Below are 19,867 nucleotides of genomic sequence, written 5' to 3' on the forward strand. Positions count from 1 at the left end.
CCTCGCGTAAGTGCGATGGAGGGACGGAGAAGGTTAGGTTGGCCGGGCGTTGGTTGTCCCGGTGAGAGAGTTGAGGCGGTCCCCTTAGGCAAATCCGGGGGGGCAACGTTGAGACTAAGGACCAGCCCATTAGGGCGAAGCAACCGATATCACGCTTCCAGGAAAAGCTCCTAAGCTTCAGCTTACGCAGACCGTACCGTAAACCGACACAGGTGGGCAGGATGAGAATTCTCAGGCGCTTGAGAGAACTCGGGTGAAGGAACTAGGCAAAATAGCACCGTAACTTCGGGAGAAGGTGCGCCCTTTTTGGTTAATAGCTGAGAAGGGCCGCAGTGACCAGGCCGCTGCGACTGTTTATCAAAAACACAGCACTCTGCAAACACGAAAGTGGACGTATAGGGTGTGACGCCTGCCCGGTGCCGGAAGGTTAATTGATGGGGTCAGCCGCAAGGCGAAGCTCTTGATCGAAGCCCCGGTAAACGGCGGCCGTAACTATAACGGTCCTAAGGTAGCGAAATTCCTTGTCGGGTAAGTTCCGACCTGCACGAATGGCGTAACGACAGCGGCGCTGTCTCCACCCGAGACTCAGTGAAATTGAAATCGCTGTGAAGATGCAGCGTTCCCGCGGCAAGACGGAAAGACCCCGTGAACCTTTACTATAGCTTTACACTGAACGTTGAGTTCTTCTGTGTAGGATAGGTGGGAGGCTATGAAACGCAGGCGCTAGCTTGCGTGGAGCCATCCTTGAAATACCACCCTGAAGTGCTTGACGTTCTAACCTGGGTCCGTAATCCGGATCGGGGACCGTGTATGGTGGGTAGTTTGACTGGGGCGGTCTCCTCCCAAAGTGTAACGGAGGAGCACGAAGGTACGCTCAGCGCGGTCGGACATCGCGCACTGTGTGCAAAGGCATAAGCGTGCTTGACTGCAAGATCGACGGATCAAGCAGGTACGAAAGTAGGTCTTAGTGATCCGGTGGTTCTGTATGGAAGGGCCATCGCTCAACGGATAAAAGGTACTCCGGGGATAACAGGCTGATACCGCCCAAGAGTTCATATCGACGGCGGTGTTTGGCACCTCGATGTCGGCTCATCACATCCTGGGGCTGTAGTCGGTCCCAAGGGTATGGCTGTTCGCCATTTAAAGTGGTACGCGAGCTGGGTTCAGAACGTCGTGAGACAGTTCGGTCCCTATCTGTCGTGGGCGTTGGAGATTTGAGAGGGGCTGCTCCTAGTACGAGAGGACCGGAGTGGACGAACCTCTGGTGTTCCGGTTGTCACGCCAGTGGCACTGCCGGGTAGCTATGTTCGGAAGCGATAACCGCTGAAAGCATCTAAGCGGGAAGCGCGCCTCAAGATGAGATCTCCCGGGAGCTTGACTCCCCTAAAGGAACCATCAAGACCAGGTGGTTGATAGGCAGGGTGTGTAAGTGCAGCAATGCATTGAGCTAACCTGTACTAATGATCCGTGTGGCTTGACCATATAACCTCAAGTGGCCTTGGACTCGACGATACGTCGACGACATTCGCCTGACTCGCTACTTTTCCACCCCATGCAAGCTGGCGCTCATGCGCCGCTTCACCCCCTTGTCCAGTGACCATAGCGGTGTGGTCCCACCCGATCCCTTTCCGAACTCGGAAGTGAAACGCACCCGCGCCGATGGTAGTGTGGCTTAAGCCATGCAAGAGTAGGTCATCGCTGGACATTTATCCCGAACGCCCCGTCCCAAAAGGACGGGGCGTTCTTCTTTGCGCCAAACATAATCCGAAACATTATCGCCGCAGCGACCTGCGGGCCGCGGACCTGAGGTTTGCGTTGGGGGTTCCCGTGGGAATGTTGCGAACGTTGCTGTGATGCCAGCCGAGTTAGTTCGCAGCGGGCGCCGAATCCCGTCGAAACGTCACGACAAGCACGTCGCGATGCGACGGCGCGTCCGGATCCTGTGCCACGACCGGCGTCACGCCGTGGAACACACGCGCGTCATCAACCAGCGCGGCGTCGAAGGCTCGGCTCAGCGTGAAGCTTCCGAGCAGCGCGCCGTCCTGCGCATGGATCGTGGTCGTACCGCTGGCGATGTTGTGCCGATCGATCATCAGCACGAGCACATAGTCGACGCCGTCGCGATGCACGCCCTCAGGTGTCGGCTGGCCCGGCTCTCCGGGACGCGCTTCGATGCGGAACTGATGCAGTTCGACGTGCCACCTTGGCACCTGCGGTGCCAGGCCTCCGAAGACGTCGGAGCAGAAACCTAGTACCGCGCGTAGCGTTTCGCTCTCGGCGATCTGCGGTAGCACCGGTTCGAACCAGCGCGCGATGCCGCCCTGCAGCGTGTTGTAGTCGCGGCTTTGATAATGCGGCTGGTCCACTTCGCGCGTGATCGCGCCATCCGCGATGGAGAACACCGCGTGGCGCCTTCGCCGATGCAATCCGACGCTGGCGAGATAGGTATCCGGTTCAAGTGCATCCCAGCTCGCCGCGAACTGCGGCCAGTCTGCGAGGCTGCCGTGCGAGGACAACAACGACCGCATCGCCTCACCCTCGACGAAGCGGAAGCCCTCCTGCGCGAGTGCGGAACGCCTCGTGTCCGCGTTATCGGGATGGAGCGTCGTGCTCAACGAAATGTCCGATTCAAGGGCCAACGTGCAGCGCTGCCTGCACCAGCAGCCACACCACGCAGGCGAGACCGAGGACCCATGCCAGCGTACGCAGGTAATGGCGGCCGGCGATGTAGAGCAACCCGTGCACTACGCGGAACGCGACGAATGCGAGCGCAAGCGCCGAAATCTGCGAATGCGGCACGCCGGCAAGTTGCGCCAGGATCACGCCCGCCGCGAACGGCGCGAAGGCCTCGTAGCTGTTGAGCTGCGCCGCGTTGGCGCGCTGCGATCGCGGGCTCTGCTGCTTGTCCTGCCAGCGACGCGGATCGCGGTTGTCGTAGCGTTCGCCGCTCGCTTTCGCGACGGTGACCCACAGGTACGGCAGCAAGGCAGCGATCAGGACACAGACGTACGCGGTCACGAGCGTCATGGCGACTCCGGCGGCACGGGGATGCGCATCAGCGTAGCCGAAAACGAACACGGCGCCTCATGGGCGCCGTGTCCGGGTACCACGAGCCGACGCCCTACTTAGCCGAAGGCTGCATCAGCTTGTCGTGTGCGGCCCGGAAGGCATTGCCCTCATACCAGTTCGGCCACTGCTCGCTGCCGGCGAGCGTGCGGCCGACACCGTACAGCGCATCGAGGTCCTGGATGACGCCTTCCAGCTTCCACGCCGGATCGAACTGGTCGCCCGGCTTGTGGTAGCGGTTGTCGCGATAGTCGGACTGGGCCTTGCGGCCGGCATCGATGCCGCCTTCCACGAGGTCGTCGCCGCCCTTGGCATACAACGCCGGCACGCCGGCCTTGGCGAAGTTGAAATGGTCGGAGCGGAAGTAGAAGCCGTCTTCCGGCGTTGCTTCGGCGTGCAGGACACGCTGCTGGGCTTCGGCGACGGTCTTGAGGATGTCCTCCAGCTCCGAGCTTCCGAAACCCACCACGGTCATGTCGCGCGCGAGGCCGATCACCGGCATCGCGTCGAGGTTGATCACCGCGACCGTCTTGTCCAGCGGCACGGCCGGATGCGCGACGTAGTACTTCGAACCCAGCAGGCCCGACTCCTCCAGCGTGACCGCAAGGAAGACCAGCGAACGGTCCGGCGGTGGCGTCTGCTTCGAGAACGCTTCTGCGATCTCGAGGATGCCAGCCACACCCGTCGCGTTGTCGATCGCGCCGTTGTAGATCGTATCGCTGCCGGCGGGCGCCGCTTCGCCGTGACCCTCATGGCCGTGGTTGCCGAGGTGGTCCCAGTGCGCCATGTAGACGATCGCCTCGTCCGGACGCTTCGCACCGGGCAGCTTGGCGACGACGTTGCGTGAGGACTTCTCGCCGGTCGTGCTCTTCAGGTCGACCGAAAGCTTGCCGGGCAGCGGAATCGCCTTGAAACCGGGCTTGTTGGCGGCCTTGTAGAGCTCGTCGAGATTCTGGCCGAGACCGGCGAGCAGCGTGCGTGCGGTTTCGCCGGTGATCCAGCCCTGCACCGGCAGGCGCGGTTCCGGATCGTCCTTGGCCGGCAGGTCGAACTGCGCGCCCGACCACGAATTCTTGACCACGTCCCAGCCGTAGGACGCGCCCTCGGTGTCGTGGATGATCAATGCGGCGGCGGCGCCCTGGCGCGCGGCTTCCTCGAACTTGTAGGTCCAGCGGCCGTAGTACGTCATCCGCTTGCCTTCGAACAGCTTCGGATCCTGGCTGTGGAATCCGGGATCGTTGACGAACATCACGACCGTCTTGCCCTTCACGTCGACGCCGGCGTAGTCGTTCCAGTTCTGCTCGGGCGCGTTGACGCCGTAGCCGACGAACACCAGGTCGCTGTTGTCGACCTTCACCTCGCTCTTGCCCGTGCGCGTGCCCACGACCATGTCGGTGCCGAACTTCAGCGTGCTCGGCTGGCCTTTCACGTCGAGCTTCAGCACGGTGGACTCGTCCGCGGTGGTCTCCACCATCGGTACGGTCTGGAAGTAGCTGTCGCCGTTGCCCGGCTGCAGGCCCATGCGCTTGAACTGCGCTTCCAGGTACTGGACCGTCTTGTCCTCGCCCGGGCTGCCCGGGGCGCGGCCTTCGAACTCGTCGGAGGCCAGCACCTTCACGTGCTCGGCGAAGTCGGCCGCATGGATGGCGTCGTTGAAGGCGTGGGTGCCGGCCGTGGCCGGAGCCGCGGCGGGCTTGTCGGCGACGGGCGCCTCGGTGGGGCGGGAGCAGGCCGCCAGCGCGACCGTGCCGGCGGCGAGCGTGCACGTCATCGCCGTGCTGAGCAGGGAAACTCGGGACATGGAACCTCCGGAATGGATCGGGCCTCCGAGGCCGCAGCTGCGGAGGCGAACCCCATTCTAGGCTCCGGAACCGGGCCGGCAGCGTGCCGGACCCGGCAGTTCGTGAGACTTACTGGCCCGGCGGCATCGCGCCGTCGAAACGCACCGCGGTGGCGCCGGTGATCGGCCCGGTCTTGGCGGTGCTGTGCACGTAAAGCTCGACCTTGCGCTCGAACACCAGCGGTCCGTCGACGACCGCGTTCGGCCCGATGATGACCTTCGGATCACGCGGCTTGTTGAAGGAAATCCACGAGGTGTTCGGCTTGGTGTAGCGGATGCCGCCCTTCACGTGCGAATCGATGCCGACGGTGACGTCGCCGTTGACCGTGGTGATGCCGCCGGACAAATCGGTGTCGACCAGGCCGATCGCGCCGTTCACCGTTTCGATGTGGCCATTCACGTCGCCGCCGCGGTCGACGAAGACACCGCCGTTGACGGTCTCCAGGTCGCTGGCGAGCTTGCCGTTGCCGGCCACGCGGATGCTGCCGTTCACGGTTTCCAGGCCGCCGGCCTGTACGTTCTCGGCGACGGTGATGCTGCCGTTGACGGTTTCGGCATGACCGGTGCGCGCGCCTGCGCCGATCCGGATGCTGCCGTTGACGGTCTCGAGGTTGCCGACGGTCTCGCCGGGCTCGACGGTAATGCTGCCGTTTACTTTGTCGATGTCCTGGGCGGCGAAAGCGGGCAGTGCCAGCGCCAGGGCGATCGGGAGGGCGAATACGGGGCGGATGCGCATCGTTCGGGGTTCCGTGTTGGGACGGGCTTCATTCCATAGGATGCGGGGAAGGTGCCGTCGGTTTAGGCCGCTTCGCTACAATCGCAGCCATCGCCGGCACGCACCCGTGCCCGAAGTCACCTTATACCCCTGCGAGTCGACACCGACGTGCCAGCCTCTCCCATGCGTCCGAAACCCGTGGTCCTGCTGATCCTCGACGGCTGGGGCCATCGGGAAGATCCGACCGACAACGCGCTCGCACAGGCGACGCTGCCCAACTGGGACGCGCTGCTGAAAGCGGCACCGCACACGCTGATCCACACCGAGGGCCGCCATGTCGGCTTGCCGGACGGTCAGATGGGCAACTCGGAAGTCGGCCACATGAACCTCGGCGCCGGCCGCATCGTCTACCAGGACCTCACCCGCATCGACGCGGCGATCGAGGACGGCACGTTCTTCGGCAACGAGGAATTGCGAGCCGCCTGCGCCGCCGCACAGGCAAACAACGGCACGCTGCACGTGATGGGCCTGTTGTCGCCGGGCGGCGTGCACAGCCATGAGAACCACATCTTCGCGATGCTCGAACTGGCCAGCCAGGCCGGTGTGCAGAAGGTCGCAGTGCATGCATTCCTCGACGGCCGCGACATGCCGCCGAAGTCCGCCGAAGCGAGCCTCGTGAAGTTGCAGGACGTCTGCCGCAAGCTCGGCAATGCACACGTCGCCAGCGTCAGCGGACGCTATTACGCGATGGATCGCGACAAGCGCTGGGATCGACTGCAGCGCGCCTGGGATGCGATCGTCGAGGCGAAGAGCGAGCACGTCACCACCGGCCCGGTCGAAGCGCTGCTGCAGGCCTACGAGCGCGGCGAGACCGACGAGTTCGTCGCGCCGACCGTGATCCAGGGTCACGTGCCGATGGCGGACGGCGACGCGCTGGTGTTCATGAACTTCCGCGCCGACCGCGCGCGCCAGATCACCGCGGCGTTCGTGTCGCCGACGTTCGACGGGTTCCAGGTGCGTCGTCCGAAGCTCTCGCGCTTCGTCTGCCTCACCGAGTACGACGCCAAGCTGCCGGCGCCGGTGGCCTTCGGGCCGGACGACCTGCGCCACACGCTCGGTGAGGTGCTCGCCGACAACGGGCTGACCCAGCTGCGCATCGCCGAGACCGAGAAGTACGCGCACGTCACGTTCTTCTTCAGCGGCGGGCGCGAGGACCCTTATGCGGGCGAGACGCGCATCCTCGTGCCCAGCCCGAAGGTCGCAACCTACGACCTGCAGCCGGAAATGAGCTGCCCCGAAGTGACCGAGAAACTCACCGCAGCGATCCGCTCCGGCGAGATCGATGTGGCGATCTGCAACATCGCCAATCCGGACATGGTCGGCCACACCGGCGACATCGCTGCCGCGGTGAAGGCCGCCGAAGCGGTGGACATCGCGATCGGCGCGATCGTGCAGGCCGTGCGCGAGACCGGCGGCGCGCTGCTGGTCACTGCCGATCACGGCAACCTGGAGATGATGCGCGATCCGCAGACCGGTCAGCCGCACACCGCGCACACCGTCGGTCCGGTTCCGTTCGTGTACTTCGGCCCGCGTGCGGCGACGCTGCGCAGCGGCGGTGCCTTGCGCGATGTCGCGCCGACCATTCTCGACCTGCTTGGCGTGCCCAAGCCGACCGAGATGAGCGGAACGAGCCTGCTGGCGGGCTGATGCGGATGCGGCGCGTGTTCGCGGGGCTGCTGGTCGCCAGTGCATTGCTGGCCCTGCCGGCCGTCGCGCAGAACAGTCGTGAGGCCGAGCGCAAGCTGGAGAAGATCCAGAGCGAACTGAAGTCCGTCGCCGCCGAACGTCGCAACATCGAGACGCAGCGCGGCAGCGCCTCGCAGAAGCTGCGCGAGGCCGACGAGAAGGTCGGCAAGTCCAATCGCCAGCTGCGCGACATCGAAACACGACTGGCGCGCGAACAGGCCAGCCTTGCCGACCTGCAGCAGCAACGCGCGGCGCTGCATGAGCGTATGGGCGCACAACGCCAGGAACTCGCCCAGCTCCTGCGCGCCGCCTACCTGCAAGGGCAGGATGCGCCGCTGAAGCTGCTGCTCGCGCAGGATCGCGTCGCCGACGGCAGTCGCATGCTGGCGTACTACGGCTACCTGCAACGCGATCGCACGCAGCGCATCGCCGAACTCGACTCGCAGCTGCGCGAACTCGACGACGTCGAACGCCAGATCGTCCAGCGTCGCGCCGAACTCGACCAGACGCGCGAACAGCAGCGCACGCAACTCGGCCGCCTGCAGAAGGATCGCAAGGAGCGCGCGACACTCGTCGCGCAGCTCGATCAGCGCTACAAGGATCGCAGCACGCGCGAGCGCGAACTCGGTCGCGACGCCAAGGGGCTGGAGCAGTTGCTGAAGAAGCTGCGGGTCGCCGCCGCGCGCGCCGAAGCGCAACGCAAGGCCGCGGCAGAACGTGCGGCGCGCAACCAGGCGGCCGGCGAGAAGCCGCCGACCCGCAAGCCGACCGTCGTCGCCAGCGCACCGCAGGTGGGCGGCCTCGGCTGGCCGGTGTCCGGCGCGCTGCTGGCCGGATTCGGCGCCACCATGCCCGACGGGCGCAGCAGCGATGGCCTGCTGATCGGCGCCGGCGCCGGCACGCCGGTCAAGGCGGTCGCGGATGGACAGGTCGTGTACGCGGAGTGGATGACCGGCTACGGCCTGCTGCTCATCGTCGACCACGGCAACGGCTACATGAGCCTGTACGCGCACAACGACGCGCTGCTCAAGGACGTCGGCGACACGGTCAAGCGTGGCGACGCGGTGTCCACGGTCGGCAGTTCCGGCGGCCACGGTCGGCCGGCCCTGTACTTCGAGTTGCGCCGCAACGGCACGCCGGTCAACCCCGGAACGTGGCTGCGCCGGTGATGGCCTGAATGCCCCGCGCCGGTGCGCGCGGGATTAACGAAAGCCTTCCACTGCACGGGGGCGACATGCCCATAATCAGCGACAAAGGCGCCGTCCGTCGCCGCTTCATCCCGGAGTTCCGTGCATGTCCCTGCGTTATCTGATCCCGCTCGTGCTGGCCACCGCCGTCGCCCTGCCGGCGCATGCGCAGGAGGGCGGCGAGCCGGCACAGGCGGAGGCGCCGATCGACTCGCCCGACGCGGAAACCGCCGAGGCGAAGGTGCCGCTGGATGAGATCCGCCGCTACGTGTCGGTGTACAACGCGGTCAAGCAGGCCTATGTCGAACCGGTCGACGATCGCAAGCTGATGCACTCGGCGATCCGCGGCCTGCTGTTCGACCTCGACCCGCACAGCGTCTACCTCGACAAGATCGACGCCGACAGCTTCGAGGAGCAGTCGCGCGGTGCATACGACGGTGTCGGCGTGGAACTCATGCGCCAGCCCGACGGTTCGCTGCGCGTGATCTCGCCGATCGACGAAACGCCCGCCGCGCGCGCCGGGATCAAGGCCGGCGACGTCATCACCGCCATCGACGGCAAGCCGTTCAAGCCGGACGAAGGCGACAACTCCGGGCCGCTGCGCGGTCCGCCGGGCAGCAAGGTCACGCTGACGATCGTGCGCGAAGGCCGCGACAAGCCCTTCGACCTGACGATCCAGCGCGAGACCATCCGCATCGCCAGCGTGCGCAGCAAGATGCTCGAACCCGGTTACGGCTACATCCGCGTGAGCGCGTTCCAGGCCGACACGGCGGCGGATTTCGAGAGCAAGCTCGATGCCCTCAAGGCGCAGGCCGGCGGCAAGCTGCGCGGCCTGGTGATCGACCTGCGCAGCAATCCTGGCGGCCTGCTTACCTCGGCGGTGCAGATCGCCGACGACCTGCTCGAGTCGGGCAAGATCGTCAGCACGCGCGGCCGCATCGCGATCAGCGATGCCGAATTCGCCGCGACGCCGGGCGACCGCCTCAACGGCGCGCCGGTCGTGGTGCTGGTCGATGCGGGCTCGGCGAGCGCGTCGGAAGTGCTCGCAGGTGCGCTGCGCGACAACGGTCGCGCGCGCATCGTCGGCAGCCGCACGTTCGGAAAGGGCTCGGTGCAGACCGTGCTGCCGCTGGACAATGGCGATTCGGTCAAGCTCACCACCGCGCGCTATTACACGCCGAGCGGCAAGTCGATCCAGGCGCTGGGCATTTCGCCCGACGTGGTGCTGCACCCGGCCAAGGCAGACGACAAGAGCGTGCGCAACTTCAGTGAAGCCAGCCTGCCCGGCCACCTGCACGGCGACGAAGAAGACCAGCCGGGCGAGAACGCGGGCGACGTGCTCGACGGCGACGCGCCGATCGCATCGGCATTGGTCGAACTGAAGAAGCCGGTCGCCAGCGCGGCGTCAAAGCCCCCCGCGAAGCAGTAGGCGAAAACGAACCGCACGAACGCGTTGCCCGAGGCAGCGCGTTCGTTGGCGTCAGCGCGGCTTGGCCGGCAGCGGGAACGGCGTGACAACCTTCTCGCCAGTCGCCGCGTCGCGGATCGCGGACTGGCCCTTGCGCTCGACTTCCTCGATGCGAACGATGCTGTGCATCGGCAGGTGCAGCGCGCGCGTGTTGCCGAACTCGTCGCGCAGGCGTTCCTCGGTGGGATCGATCACGAGGCCGTCGTGCACGTCGAACACCAGCTCGCTCACTTCCGTGAAACCCCACAGCGCGCCCGACGCGACCTGACGGGCGTACAGCTCGTACACCTTGCCGGCGTTGAGGAAGGTCACCTTGTAGAGCGGCTTTGACATGGGAGCGGTTCGAGAGCGGGACGGGTGGCAGGCTGACGATAGGGGCGCCTGTTGCCCGACTCAAGCTACAGGCCGCGCCGGCGGCGCATGCGCCGGGCGATGCCGGCCCGCGCGATCAGCGCGAAGACGCCGCCGAACGCGAATCCCGCCAGGTGCGCCGACCAGGCCACCGCGCCGAACGCCGGGCCGATGAAGGTGAAGACCAGCTGCAACAGGGCCCACACGCCGATCAGCAGGGGCGCGGGCACCTTCACGAACTGCAGGAACAAGCCCAGCGGCACCACCACGCCCAGCTTCGCCCCGGGAAACAGCGCCAGGTAGGCGCCGATCAGCGCCGACACCGCGCCGCTGGCGCCGATGATCAGCCGGTCCGGAGTGCCGATGGCGATCACCGCCGCCAGGTTGGCGATCGCGCCGCCGAGCAAAAACAGTATCAGCAGCCGCCACGGACCCATCGCCCGCTCGGCCGGCAGGCCGAAGATCAGCAGGAACACCAGGTTGCCCAGCACGTGCGCCCAGTCGGCGTGCAGGAACAGGGCCGTGAACAGCCGCAGCAGGCTGCCGCTGCGGATCGCCTCGAACCATTCCTGCGGCGTCGCCAGACCGCCGGACAGGGCGCCCCATTCCATGAGCAGGCGGCGCTGGTCCTGTCCCGGCAGGACCTCCACCACGACGAAGCACAGCCACAGCAGGGCGAACAGGGACGGCGTGGCCCAGCGCAGCGGCGCACGCTCCCGGCTCGGGATGCTCACGAACACCCGGCGGCCCCCCGGAGCGCCCGGAATCGACCCCAAGAAGGCCGTGAAATCCGTGACTTGCAAGTGCGAAGGGGCATGCCGACTGTTGTTAGCCTCCGGTTAAAAGCCGGGTTATAGTGCATACGGCGTCGTACGTCGGGAGGGGTTTCCGGCGCGCTCTGGCACCGGCCCAGCCGGTCCAGGCAATGACGGCCGCGGAACCAAAAAATACTCCAATGGAGACGATACGCATGCAACACGCTTCCCGTTTCACCCAACTGACGGCGCTGGCCTTCGGTATCGCCGGCGCGCTGGCGGTTGGCCAGGTCAACGCTTCGGGTTTCCAGCTGAAGGAAAACAGCGTCAAGGCCATGGGGGCCGCATTCGCCGGTGCCGGCGTCAACGACACCGACTCGTCGGTGGTCGCCAACAACCCGGCCACGATGGCACGTTTCCAGGGCACCACGATCCAGGCCGACGTGACCGCGATCGACCTGAGTTATGAATTCAACGGTACCGGCACCGACGCGCTCGGTCGTCCGCTGACCGGCGGCAACGGCGGCGACGCCGGCGACATCGCCGCGGTGCCGGCGCTGTCGGTGATCCACAAGCTCGACAACGGCCTGGCCTTCGGCGCCATGATCAGCGCGCCGTTCGGCCTGAAGACCGAGTACGACGACAACTGGCAGGGCCGCTACTTCGCCCACACCTCCGACGTCGAAATCGTCGACCTGACCCTGGCTGCCGCGCTCGACATCATTCCGGATCGCCTCTCGGTCGGTGCCGGCCTGATCTACTCGCGCGCTGACGTGACGCTGTCGAAGTCGGTCGACTTCGGTTCGCTGCTGTTCGCCAACCCGGCCACGCGTCCGCTGCCCTTCGCCCGTCCGCAGGCGGCCGACGGCTTCGCCGAGATCCAGGGCGACGACACCGGCTTCGGCTGGACCGTCGGTGCGAACTTCAGCCCGGTCGACGCGCTCGACATCGGCGTGAGCTACCGCTCCGAGATCGACTACGACCTGAGCGGCACTGCCGACTGGACCGTGCCGAGCAACGTCGCCGCGGTGTTCGGCGTCAATCCGGCCACCAGCGCGCTGTTCAAGGACGGCGCGGCGACCGCCAAGCTGACCACGCCGTCGGTGCTGAACGTCGACGTCCGCTACGCCTTCACCGACCGCTTCACGATGATGGCGTCGTGGGCGCGCACCGGTTGGGAATCGCTGCGCGAAGTGCGCGTCGACTTCGGCAATCCGGATCCGGATTCGGTCGAGCCGTTCAACTGGCACGACAGCGATTTCTCGTCGCTGGGCGCCGAGTACAAGCTCAACGAAGCGTGGACGCTGCGAGGCGGCCTGGCTTACGACGAGACGCCGACCCACATCGAGACGCGCACTCCGCGTCTGCCCGACGCGAACCGTTTCTGGTACTCGATCGGCGCGACCTGGCAGGCCACGGAAGCGATGGAAGTCAACTTCGGCTACACCCGCATCGAGCCGGATTCGCCGCGCGTCGACATCACCTCCGGTGGTTCGCACCTGGTCGGTCCGTTCGACGGTCACGCCAACCTGTACGGCGTCTCGGCGCAGTACAAGTTCTGATCGCGTTTCACCGTTGCACGAAAAAGCCCCGCTTTCGCGGGGCTTTTTCTTTTGCAGCTTCTCTTGCGGAAACAGCCGTGGGCAACGCGTGCGTCAGTCGCCCAGCGTCAGCAGCGATGCATTGCCGCCGGCTGCGGTGGTGTTGATGGTGATGGTCTTCTCGGTGGCGAAGCGCGGCAGGTAGTGCGGGCCGCCGGCCTTGGGGCCGGTGCCGGACAGGTTCTGGCCGCCGAACGGCTGCACGCCAACCACCGCGCCGATCTGGTTGCGGTTGACGTAGCAGTTGCCGACCTTCACGCGCGAGCTGATCTTCTCGATCGTCTCGTCGATGCGCGAATGGATGCCCAGCGTGAGGCCGTAGCCGGTCGCGTTGATCGCGTCGATCACCGCATCCAGCTGGTCCGCCTTCCAGCGCAGGACGTGCAGCACCGGGCCGAAGACTTCCTTGTGCAGCTGGTCGAGCGACTTGAGCGTGTAAGCGCGCGGCGCGAAGAAGCTGCCGTTGGCGGCATCGCCATCGAGCGCGACTTCGGCGATCTTCGACGCCTCGCGATCCATGCGTTCGGCGTGGTCGCGCAGCATCTTCAGCGCGTCCTCGTCGATCACCGGGCCGACGTCGGTCGACAGCAGGCCCGGATCGCCGACCTTCAGTTCGGCCATCGCGCCGGCGAGCATGTGCGTGACCTTGTCGGCGATGTCGTCCTGCACGAACAGCACGCGCGCGGCCGAGCAGCGCTGGCCGGCGGACGTGAACGCCGAGGCGATCGCGTCCTTGACCACCTGTTCCGGCAGCGAGGACGAGTCGGCGATCAGCGCGTTCTGGCCGCCGGTTTCGGCGATCAGCACACCGATGGCAGCGTCGCGCGCGGCCAGCGAGCGGTTGATCGCGCGCGCGGTGTCGGCCGAGCCGGTGAACGCGACGCCGGCGATGCGCGGATCCTTCGTCAATGCCGCGCCGACGGTGGCGCCGTCGCCCGGCAGGAACTGCAGCACCGCTTCCGGGATGCCGGCTTCGTGCAGCAGCTTCACCGCGTAGTAACCGATCAGGTTGGTCTGTTCGGCCGGCTTGGCGAGGACGCTGTTGCCGGCGGCGAGCGCGGCCGCGATCTGGCCGGCGAAGATCGCCAGCGGGAAGTTCCACGGGCTGATGCACACGAACACGCCGCGGCCGGAAAGCTGCAGCGTGTTGGATTCGCCGGTCGGGCCCGGCAGCGGTTCGACGGCGAACTGCTTGCGCGCCTGCGCGCCGTAATAGCGCAGGAAGTCCACGGCTTCGCGCACTTCCGCGACGCCGTCGGGCACGGTCTTGCCGGCTTCGCGCGTGCACAGCGCGATGTATTCCGGCATGCGCTGTTCGAGGAGGTCCGCGGCGTGCTCGAGGATCGCGGCGCGGCTCGCGGCCGGCGTGGCGTTCCATGCGTCGTGCGCGGCGACCGCGTTCTGCACGGCCCTCTCGACGGTCGCGCTGTCGGCGGCCTGCCACTGGCCGACGACCTGGCGACGGTCGGCGGGGTTGGTCACGGCGACCTGCGGGCCGGACACGGTCGCGCCCGGCACCAGCGGCGCGGCGCGCCAGTCGTTGCGCGTGGCGGCGTTGACCTGTTCGGCGAGCGTGCGCAGTTGATCGTCGTTGGCGAGGTTGATGCCCATGGAATTGTTCCTGTCGATGCCGAAGCTGCGGTACAGATCGAGCGGCTGCGGGATGCGCGGATGCGCGATGGATTCGAATGCGGAAACGGTCTCGACCGGATCGTGGATGAGGTCATCGATGGCGATGTCCTCGTCGGTGATGCGGTTGACGAAGCTGGAGTTGGCGCCGTTCTCGAGCAGGCGGCGCACCAGGTACGGCAGCAGGTCCTCGTGCGAACCCACCGGCGCGTACACGCGGCACGGCACGTCGAGGCGGTCGCCCGGGATGACTTCGGCGTAGAGGTCGTCGCCCATGCCGTGCAGCTTCTGGAACTCGAAGTGCTTGTGCCGGCCCATCGACTTCGCGCGCTGGTGGATCGTCGCGATGGTCTGCGCGTTGTGCGTGGCGAACATCGGATAGATCGCGTCGGACGCTTCAAGCATCAGGCGCGCGTTGGCGAGGTAGCTGACGTCGGTGTTGGGCTTGCGCGTGAACACTGGATAGCCGAGCTGGCCGTCGACCTGTGCGCGCTTCACTTCGCTGTCCCAGTACGCGCCCTTCACCAGTCGCACCGGGATGCGGCGACCGCTGCGGCGGGCGAGGTCGGCGATGAACTCGATCGCTTCCGGTGCACGCTTCTGGTACGCCTGGATCGCCAGGCCGTAACCTTCCCAGCCATCGAGCGACGCGTCGGAGAACGCGGCGGCGATGACGTCCAGCGAGAGTTCCAGGCGGTCGGCTTCCTCGGCGTCGACGGTGAAACCGATGCCGTAGGACTTGGCCAGCTGCGCCAGTTCGAGCACGCGCGGGACGAGTTCGGCGAACACACGCTCGCGCTTGGCGTGCTCGTAGCGCGGATGCAGCGCGGAGAGCTTCACCGAGATCGACGGCGCGGCGAACACGTCGGTGCCCACGAAGTTACCGCTCTTGCCGATCGCGTGGATCGCGTCGCGGTAGGCCTGCAGGTAGCGCAGCGCGTCCTTGGTGGTCAGCGCGCCTTCGCCGAGCATGTCGAACGAGTAGCGATACGCGGCGTTGCCGTTCTTCTGCGATCGCGACAGCGCCTCGCCGATGGTGCGGCCCATGACGAACTGGTGGCCCATGATCTTCATCGCCTGGCGCACGGCCAGGCGGATCACCGGCTCGCCGACGCGGCCGAGCAGGCGCTTGAAGGCGCCGTGCACGTCGCGCTTGGTCTCGTCGGCCAGGTCGACCAGGTGGCCGGTCAGCATCAGGCCCCAGGTCGAGGCGTTGACCAGGACCGAGTCGGACTGGCCCATGTGCTTCTTCCAGTCCGCATCGCCGAGCTTGTCGCGGATCAGCTTGTCGGCCGTCTCCTGGTCCGGGATGCGCAGCAGGGCTTCGGCCACGCACATCAGCAGTACGCCTTCCTCGCTGCCCAGGTCGTACTGGCGCATGAAGGCCTCGATCGCGCCCTGGTCCTTGGCGCGGGTGCGGACCCGGCGGACCAGATCGGCGGCCGTGGCCTGGGCGGCGGCGCGGTCGGCGTCGGGCAGGCGGGCGCGTTCGAGCAGCATGCGCACATGCGCGGCCTCGTCGCGGACCCAGCCGGCGGTGATGGCCGCGCGGGCCGCGGGCGGCGGCGAGGGGAGTTCGGGGGAGATCAGCGCGTGCGGCGCCGGCGGGCCATCGCTGGCGAGGGCGGTAGCGGAATGGGTGGTCATCGGGGGACCCAGAGGACAGCCGTGGGAAGCCCAATAGTCTAGAGCCTCCGGCTCTCCCGGAGTGTTGCGGCGTCGGCTTCGAGGACCGTACCGGTGCGTTCCGTGCGCGGCCCTGCCGGTCCCGAGATTGCGAAATTTGCCGGCAAACACGTGTAATTTGACCAGCTCGGTTGTTGGGGCTCGCGACGGCAGGTAAAATGAGCGGTTCCGCGGGGCAGTTTTTTGGAACCCGGATTGGGTTCCCACCGGGCTGGACGCCCGGCCCCGACCAGCGGATGAGCCCGTCAAGCCAGGCCGAACGGCTCAGCCAAGCAAACAACATTCACCAAAGCGGAATTCTGGGGCTCGAACAGATGAAAGCCGGTCGTTTCAAGCAGTGGGGCGCGGGCATCGCCGCGATGGCGCTGCCGGTCCTTGCCAGCGCGCAGGCGGCCGATCCCAAGCCGTGGCAGCTGAACATGGGCGAGGGCGTGACGGTCCAGTCCGCCAACGCGTACTCGGCGCACATGTTCGCGCTGTGGGTCTGCGTGGTCATCGGCGTCCTGGTGTTCGGCGCAATGGCCTATGCCATGTTCAAGTTCCGCCACTCCAAGGGTGCGGTGCCGGACAAGGACTTCACCCACAGCACCAAGCTGGAAGTCGTCTGGACCGTGGTCCCGGTCGCCCTGCTGGTCCTGATGGCCTTCCCGGCCACCAGCAAGCTGATCAAGATGTACGACTACCGCGACTCCGAGATGACCGTGAAGGTCACCGGCTACCAGTGGATGTGGAAGTACGAGTACCTGGGCGAGAACGTCGCCTTCACCAGCCGCCTGGACCGCAAGAGCGACGAGATCCGCCAGAGCGGCAAGGACGCGCGCGAGGCCAACCACCCGCATTACCTGCTCGACGTGGACAACGTCCTGGTGCTGCCGGTCGACACCAAGATCCGCTTCGTGATCACCGCCGACGACGTGATCCACGCATGGTGGGTGCCGGCGCTGGGCTGGAAGCAGGACGCGATCCCGGGCATCGTCAACGAAGCCTGGACCGACATCTCCAAGCCGGGCATCTACCGCGGCCAGTGCGCGGAACTGTGCGGCAAGGACCACGGCTTCATGCCGATCGTCGTGCGCGCCGTGCCGAAGGCGGAATTCCAGCAGTGGCTGGTCGCCCAGAAGGCCAAGAACGCCCCGGCTCCCGTCGCCCCGGTCGCGCCCGCCGCGCAGCCGGCCGCGCCGGCCGAGGCCCAGCCGCAGGGCACCACCCCGAACACCGACGCCACGGCCGCAGCTGCTGAAAAGCAGTCTCCGGTCGCCGGCTGATCGTCCCGCATCTCCTGAGGTAGGCCATGGCCGTCACGCACGCTGACACCCATCACGATGATCACGCCCACAAGCAGGGCTTCATCGAGCGTTGGTTCTTCTCGACCAACCACAAGGACATCGGGACGCTGTACCTGATCTTCAGCTTCATCATGTTCATCATCGGCGCCGGCATGTCCGTGCTGATCCGCTATGAACTGATGAAGCCGGGTCTGCAGCTGCCGGGCGGTCCGATGTTCTTCAACCAGATGACCACCGTGCACGCGCTGGTCATGATCTTCGGTGGCGTCATGCCGGCCTTCGTCGGCCTGGCGAACTGGATGATCCCGCTGCAGATCGGCGCGCCGGACATGGCGCTGCCGCGCATGAACAACTGGTCCTTCTGGATCCTGCCGTTCGCCTTCGCGATGCTGCTGCTCACGCTGTTCCTGCCGGGCGGCGCCCCGGCCGGCGGCTGGACGCTGTATCCGCCGCTCTCGCTGCAGGGCGGCAGCAACGTGGCCTTCGCGATCTTCGCCATCCACATGATGGGCATCAGCTCGATCATGGGCGCGATCAACGTGATCGCCACCGTGCTGAACATGCGCGCCCCGGGCATCGACCTGCTGAAGATGCCGATCTTCTGCTGGACCTGGCTGATCACCGCGTTCCTGCTGATCGCCGTGATGCCGGTGCTCGCCGGCGCCGTGACGATGCTGCTGACCGACAAGTTCTTCGCCACCTCGTTCTTCAACGCGGCTGGCGGCGGCGACCCGGTGATGTTCCAGCACATCTTCTGGTTCTTCGGGCACCCCGAGGTCTACATCATGATCCTGCCGGCGTTCGGCGTCGTGTCGGAGATCATCCCGACCTTCAGCCGCAAGCCGCTGTTCGGCTACCAGGCGATGGTGTACGCGACCGCCTCGATCGCCTTCCTCTCGTTCATCGTGTGGGCGCACCACATGTTCACCGTCGGCATGCCGCTCGGTGGCGAGATCTACTTCATGTTCGCGACGATGCTGATCGCGGTGCCGACGGGCGTGAAGGTGTTCAACTGGGTTACCACGATGTGGCGCGGCTCGATCTCGTTCGAGACCCCGATGCTGTGGGCCATCGCCTTCGTGATCCTGTTCACCATCGGCGGTTTCTCGGGCCTGATGCTCGCCATCGTCCCGGCGGACTTCCAGTACCACGACACCTACTTCGTAGTCGCGCACTTCCACTACGTGCTGGTGACCGGCGCGCTGTTCTCCATCATCGCCGCCACGTACTACTGGTGGCCGAAGTGGACCGGCCGCATGTACAACGAGTCGTGGTCGAAGTTCCACTTCTGGTGGACGATGATCTTCGTCAACCTGCTGTTCTTCCCGCAGCACTTCCTGGGCCTGGCCGGCATGCCGCGCCGCATCCCGGACTACAACGTGGTGTTCGCGGACTGGAACCTGGTCAGCTCGATCGGCGCGTTCGGCATGTTCCTCACGCCGTTCATGATGGCCTTCATCCTGTGGCGCTCGAAGGCCGCGGGCGTCAAGGCCGAGGCCCGCGCATGGCCGACCGCCCGGGGCCTGGAGTGGACCGTGCCGAGCCCGGCGCCGCACCACACCTTCAGCACCCCGCCGGTCATCCGCGATGGCGACCTGGCACATGGCGACATCACGCATTAATTGAAGTCGAGGGATAGGAGCAGGAGGTCTTTCGGCTTCGGATACGTGGGCATGCTTCCACAACCCCGCCGTCGCGCTGCGACGGCCGCCCCCTTAACTTAAGGGGGCTCCAAAGCCAAACCTCCTCTTCGCCCGATGTGATCAGAGAGACATGAACCAACCCGACCACAACACGGACAACTTTGCAGCACGCCGCAAGGCGGCGCGTCGCACGGCGTTGTGGATCGCGGCGATCGCGGTCGCGATCTACGTCGTCTTCATCTTCAGCGGCGTGGTGGGCAAATGAGCACGCCGGAACCGCGCAAGAGCGCCGGCCTGACCAGGATGGTCGTGGTCGCGATCGGCGCGTTCGCGCTGACCTTCGCGCTGGTGCCGCTGTACCGCATCGCCTGCGAGAAGGTGTTCGGCATCCGTCTGGAGCGCACCGCCGCCGAAGGCGTCGGCGAGGCCCGGGCCACGGCCGCCAAGCGCGTGATCACCGTGCAGTTCGACGGCGGCGTGAATTCCAAGCTGCCGTGGGACTTCTCGCCCAACCAGGTGACGATGCAGGTCGTGCCGGGCGAGCAGTACGAAACCACGTACCACGCGCGCAACACCTCGCAGCGCACCGTCGTCGGCAGCGCCGTCCCGTCGGTCGCGCCGGCGCGCGCGTCGGGTTACTTCAGCAAGACCGAATGCTTCTGCTTCACCGCCCAGACGCTCAAGGCAGGTGAAGTGCGCGAGATGCCGGTGCGCTTCATCGTCGATCCGAACCTTCCGGCCGACGTGAAGACCATCACCTTGTCGTATACCTTCTTCAAGAACGATGCGCTGACCGCCCAGGCGCAGGGCACGGCCCAGGCCGTTGCCCAGCCGAAAGCGGCGCCGTGACGTCCTGAACCTTCCTAGCAATCGCACCACATAACCGGAACGCCA

14 protein-coding genes, 2 rRNA genes and 1 pseudogene (1 of these 17 cut by a window edge) are annotated in these 19,867 nt (G+C 66.2%); 10 read left to right on the top strand and 7 right to left on the bottom strand.

Features of this window, described 5'->3' with window-relative positions; translation table 11 throughout:
- Together FOF45_RS07895 and rrf are read left to right on the top strand one after the other, a co-directional pair.
- Positions 1-1,482: ribosomal RNA gene (locus tag FOF45_RS07895) — 23S ribosomal RNA — on the top strand (it extends 1,382 nt beyond the left edge of the window).
- 107 nt (positions 1,483-1,589) lie between these two features.
- A 5S ribosomal RNA gene (gene rrf / locus FOF45_RS07900) occupies positions 1,590-1,704 on the top strand.
- A gap of 161 nt (positions 1,705-1,865) precedes the next feature.
- Here rrf and FOF45_RS07905 read toward each other — a convergent pair.
- From FOF45_RS07905 to FOF45_RS07920, 4 genes are all read right to left on the bottom strand, one after another.
- Positions 1,866-2,615 (bottom strand): 2OG-Fe dioxygenase family protein, encoded by a 750-nt coding sequence (locus FOF45_RS07905; RefSeq protein ID WP_325063847.1) that lies wholly within the window; start codon positions 2,613-2,615, stop codon positions 1,866-1,868.
- A 13-nt stretch (positions 2,616-2,628) separates the two neighbouring features.
- Positions 2,629-3,027 (bottom strand): MAPEG family protein, encoded by a 399-nt coding sequence (locus FOF45_RS07910; RefSeq protein WP_158983707.1) that lies wholly within the window; start codon positions 3,025-3,027, stop codon positions 2,629-2,631.
- A gap of 94 nt (positions 3,028-3,121) precedes the next feature.
- Complete coding sequence (locus FOF45_RS07915; protein WP_233264089.1) at positions 3,122-4,867, bottom strand: M28 family metallopeptidase; 1,746 nt, start codon at positions 4,865-4,867, stop codon at positions 3,122-3,124.
- A 109-nt stretch (positions 4,868-4,976) separates the two neighbouring features.
- Positions 4,977-5,636: a DUF4097 family beta strand repeat-containing protein gene (locus FOF45_RS07920; RefSeq protein ID WP_425481953.1), complete on the bottom strand. Its 660-nt coding sequence runs from the start codon at positions 5,634-5,636 to the stop codon at positions 4,977-4,979.
- 168 nt (positions 5,637-5,804) lie between these two features.
- On the opposite strand from FOF45_RS07920, the gene gpmI reads away from it, so the two are divergent.
- From gpmI to FOF45_RS07935, 3 genes and pseudogenes are all read left to right on the top strand, one after another.
- Positions 5,805-7,328: a 2,3-bisphosphoglycerate-independent phosphoglycerate mutase gene (gpmI, locus tag FOF45_RS07925; protein WP_158983711.1), complete on the top strand. Its 1,524-nt coding sequence runs from the start codon at positions 5,805-5,807 to the stop codon at positions 7,326-7,328.
- Entirely contained in the window at positions 7,328-8,536 is a 1,209-nt protein-coding gene (locus tag FOF45_RS07930) for a murein hydrolase activator EnvC family protein (RefSeq protein WP_233264090.1), read from the top strand. Before gpmI ends, FOF45_RS07930 begins: the two co-directional genes overlap by 1 nt.
- Positions 8,537-8,660: 124 nt before the next feature.
- A pseudogene (locus FOF45_RS07935) lies at positions 8,661-9,977 on the top strand (S41 family peptidase); the annotation flags it as partial.
- Positions 9,978-10,034: 57 nt separating this feature from the next.
- Here FOF45_RS07935 and FOF45_RS07940 read toward each other — a convergent pair.
- Both FOF45_RS07940 and FOF45_RS07945 read right to left on the bottom strand, forming a co-directional pair.
- A complete protein-coding gene (locus FOF45_RS07940; RefSeq protein WP_158983715.1) occupies positions 10,035-10,355 on the bottom strand; it encodes a DUF1820 family protein in 321 nt (106 codons plus the stop codon).
- 65 nt (positions 10,356-10,420) lie between these two features.
- Positions 10,421-11,113 (bottom strand): rhomboid family intramembrane serine protease, encoded by a 693-nt coding sequence (locus tag FOF45_RS07945; RefSeq protein ID WP_158987340.1) that lies wholly within the window; start codon positions 11,111-11,113, stop codon positions 10,421-10,423.
- A 230-nt stretch (positions 11,114-11,343) separates the two neighbouring features.
- Here FOF45_RS07945 and FOF45_RS07950 point away from each other — a divergent pair, with 230 nt between their 5' ends.
- Positions 11,344-12,690 carry an OmpP1/FadL family transporter gene (locus FOF45_RS07950; RefSeq protein WP_158983717.1) on the top strand — a complete coding sequence of 449 codons (1,347 nt, stop codon included), beginning with the start codon at positions 11,344-11,346 and terminating at the stop codon, positions 12,688-12,690.
- A 93-nt stretch (positions 12,691-12,783) separates the two neighbouring features.
- Here the strand turns inward: FOF45_RS07950 and putA are convergent, their stop codons facing one another.
- A complete protein-coding gene (putA, locus tag FOF45_RS07955; protein WP_158983719.1) occupies positions 12,784-16,005 on the bottom strand; it encodes a bifunctional proline dehydrogenase/L-glutamate gamma-semialdehyde dehydrogenase PutA in 3,222 nt (1,073 codons plus the stop codon).
- A gap of 353 nt (positions 16,006-16,358) precedes the next feature.
- Between putA and coxB the strand changes: the two genes are divergently transcribed.
- From coxB to FOF45_RS07970, 4 genes are all read left to right on the top strand, one after another.
- Positions 16,359-17,309, top strand: coding sequence for a cytochrome c oxidase subunit II (coxB, locus tag FOF45_RS07960; protein WP_158983722.1), 951 nt, complete (start codon positions 16,359-16,361; stop codon positions 17,307-17,309).
- Positions 17,310-17,335: 26 nt separating this feature from the next.
- Positions 17,336-18,952, top strand: a complete 1,617-nt coding sequence (ctaD, locus tag FOF45_RS07965; protein ID WP_158983724.1) for a cytochrome c oxidase subunit I — start codon at positions 17,336-17,338, stop codon at positions 18,950-18,952.
- 151 nt (positions 18,953-19,103) lie between these two features.
- Complete coding sequence (locus tag FOF45_RS18435) at positions 19,104-19,238, top strand: hypothetical protein (RefSeq protein ID WP_267902650.1); 135 nt, start codon at positions 19,104-19,106, stop codon at positions 19,236-19,238.
- Positions 19,235-19,822, top strand: a complete 588-nt coding sequence (locus tag FOF45_RS07970; protein ID WP_158983726.1) for a cytochrome c oxidase assembly protein — start codon at positions 19,235-19,237, stop codon at positions 19,820-19,822. Before FOF45_RS18435 ends, FOF45_RS07970 begins: the two co-directional genes overlap by 4 nt.
- Positions 19,823-19,867: the final 45 nt, after the last annotated feature.

This window comes from Lysobacter panacisoli (assembly GCF_009765165.1).
Lineage (GTDB): Bacteria > Pseudomonadota > Gammaproteobacteria > Xanthomonadales > Xanthomonadaceae > Lysobacter_J > Lysobacter_J panacisoli.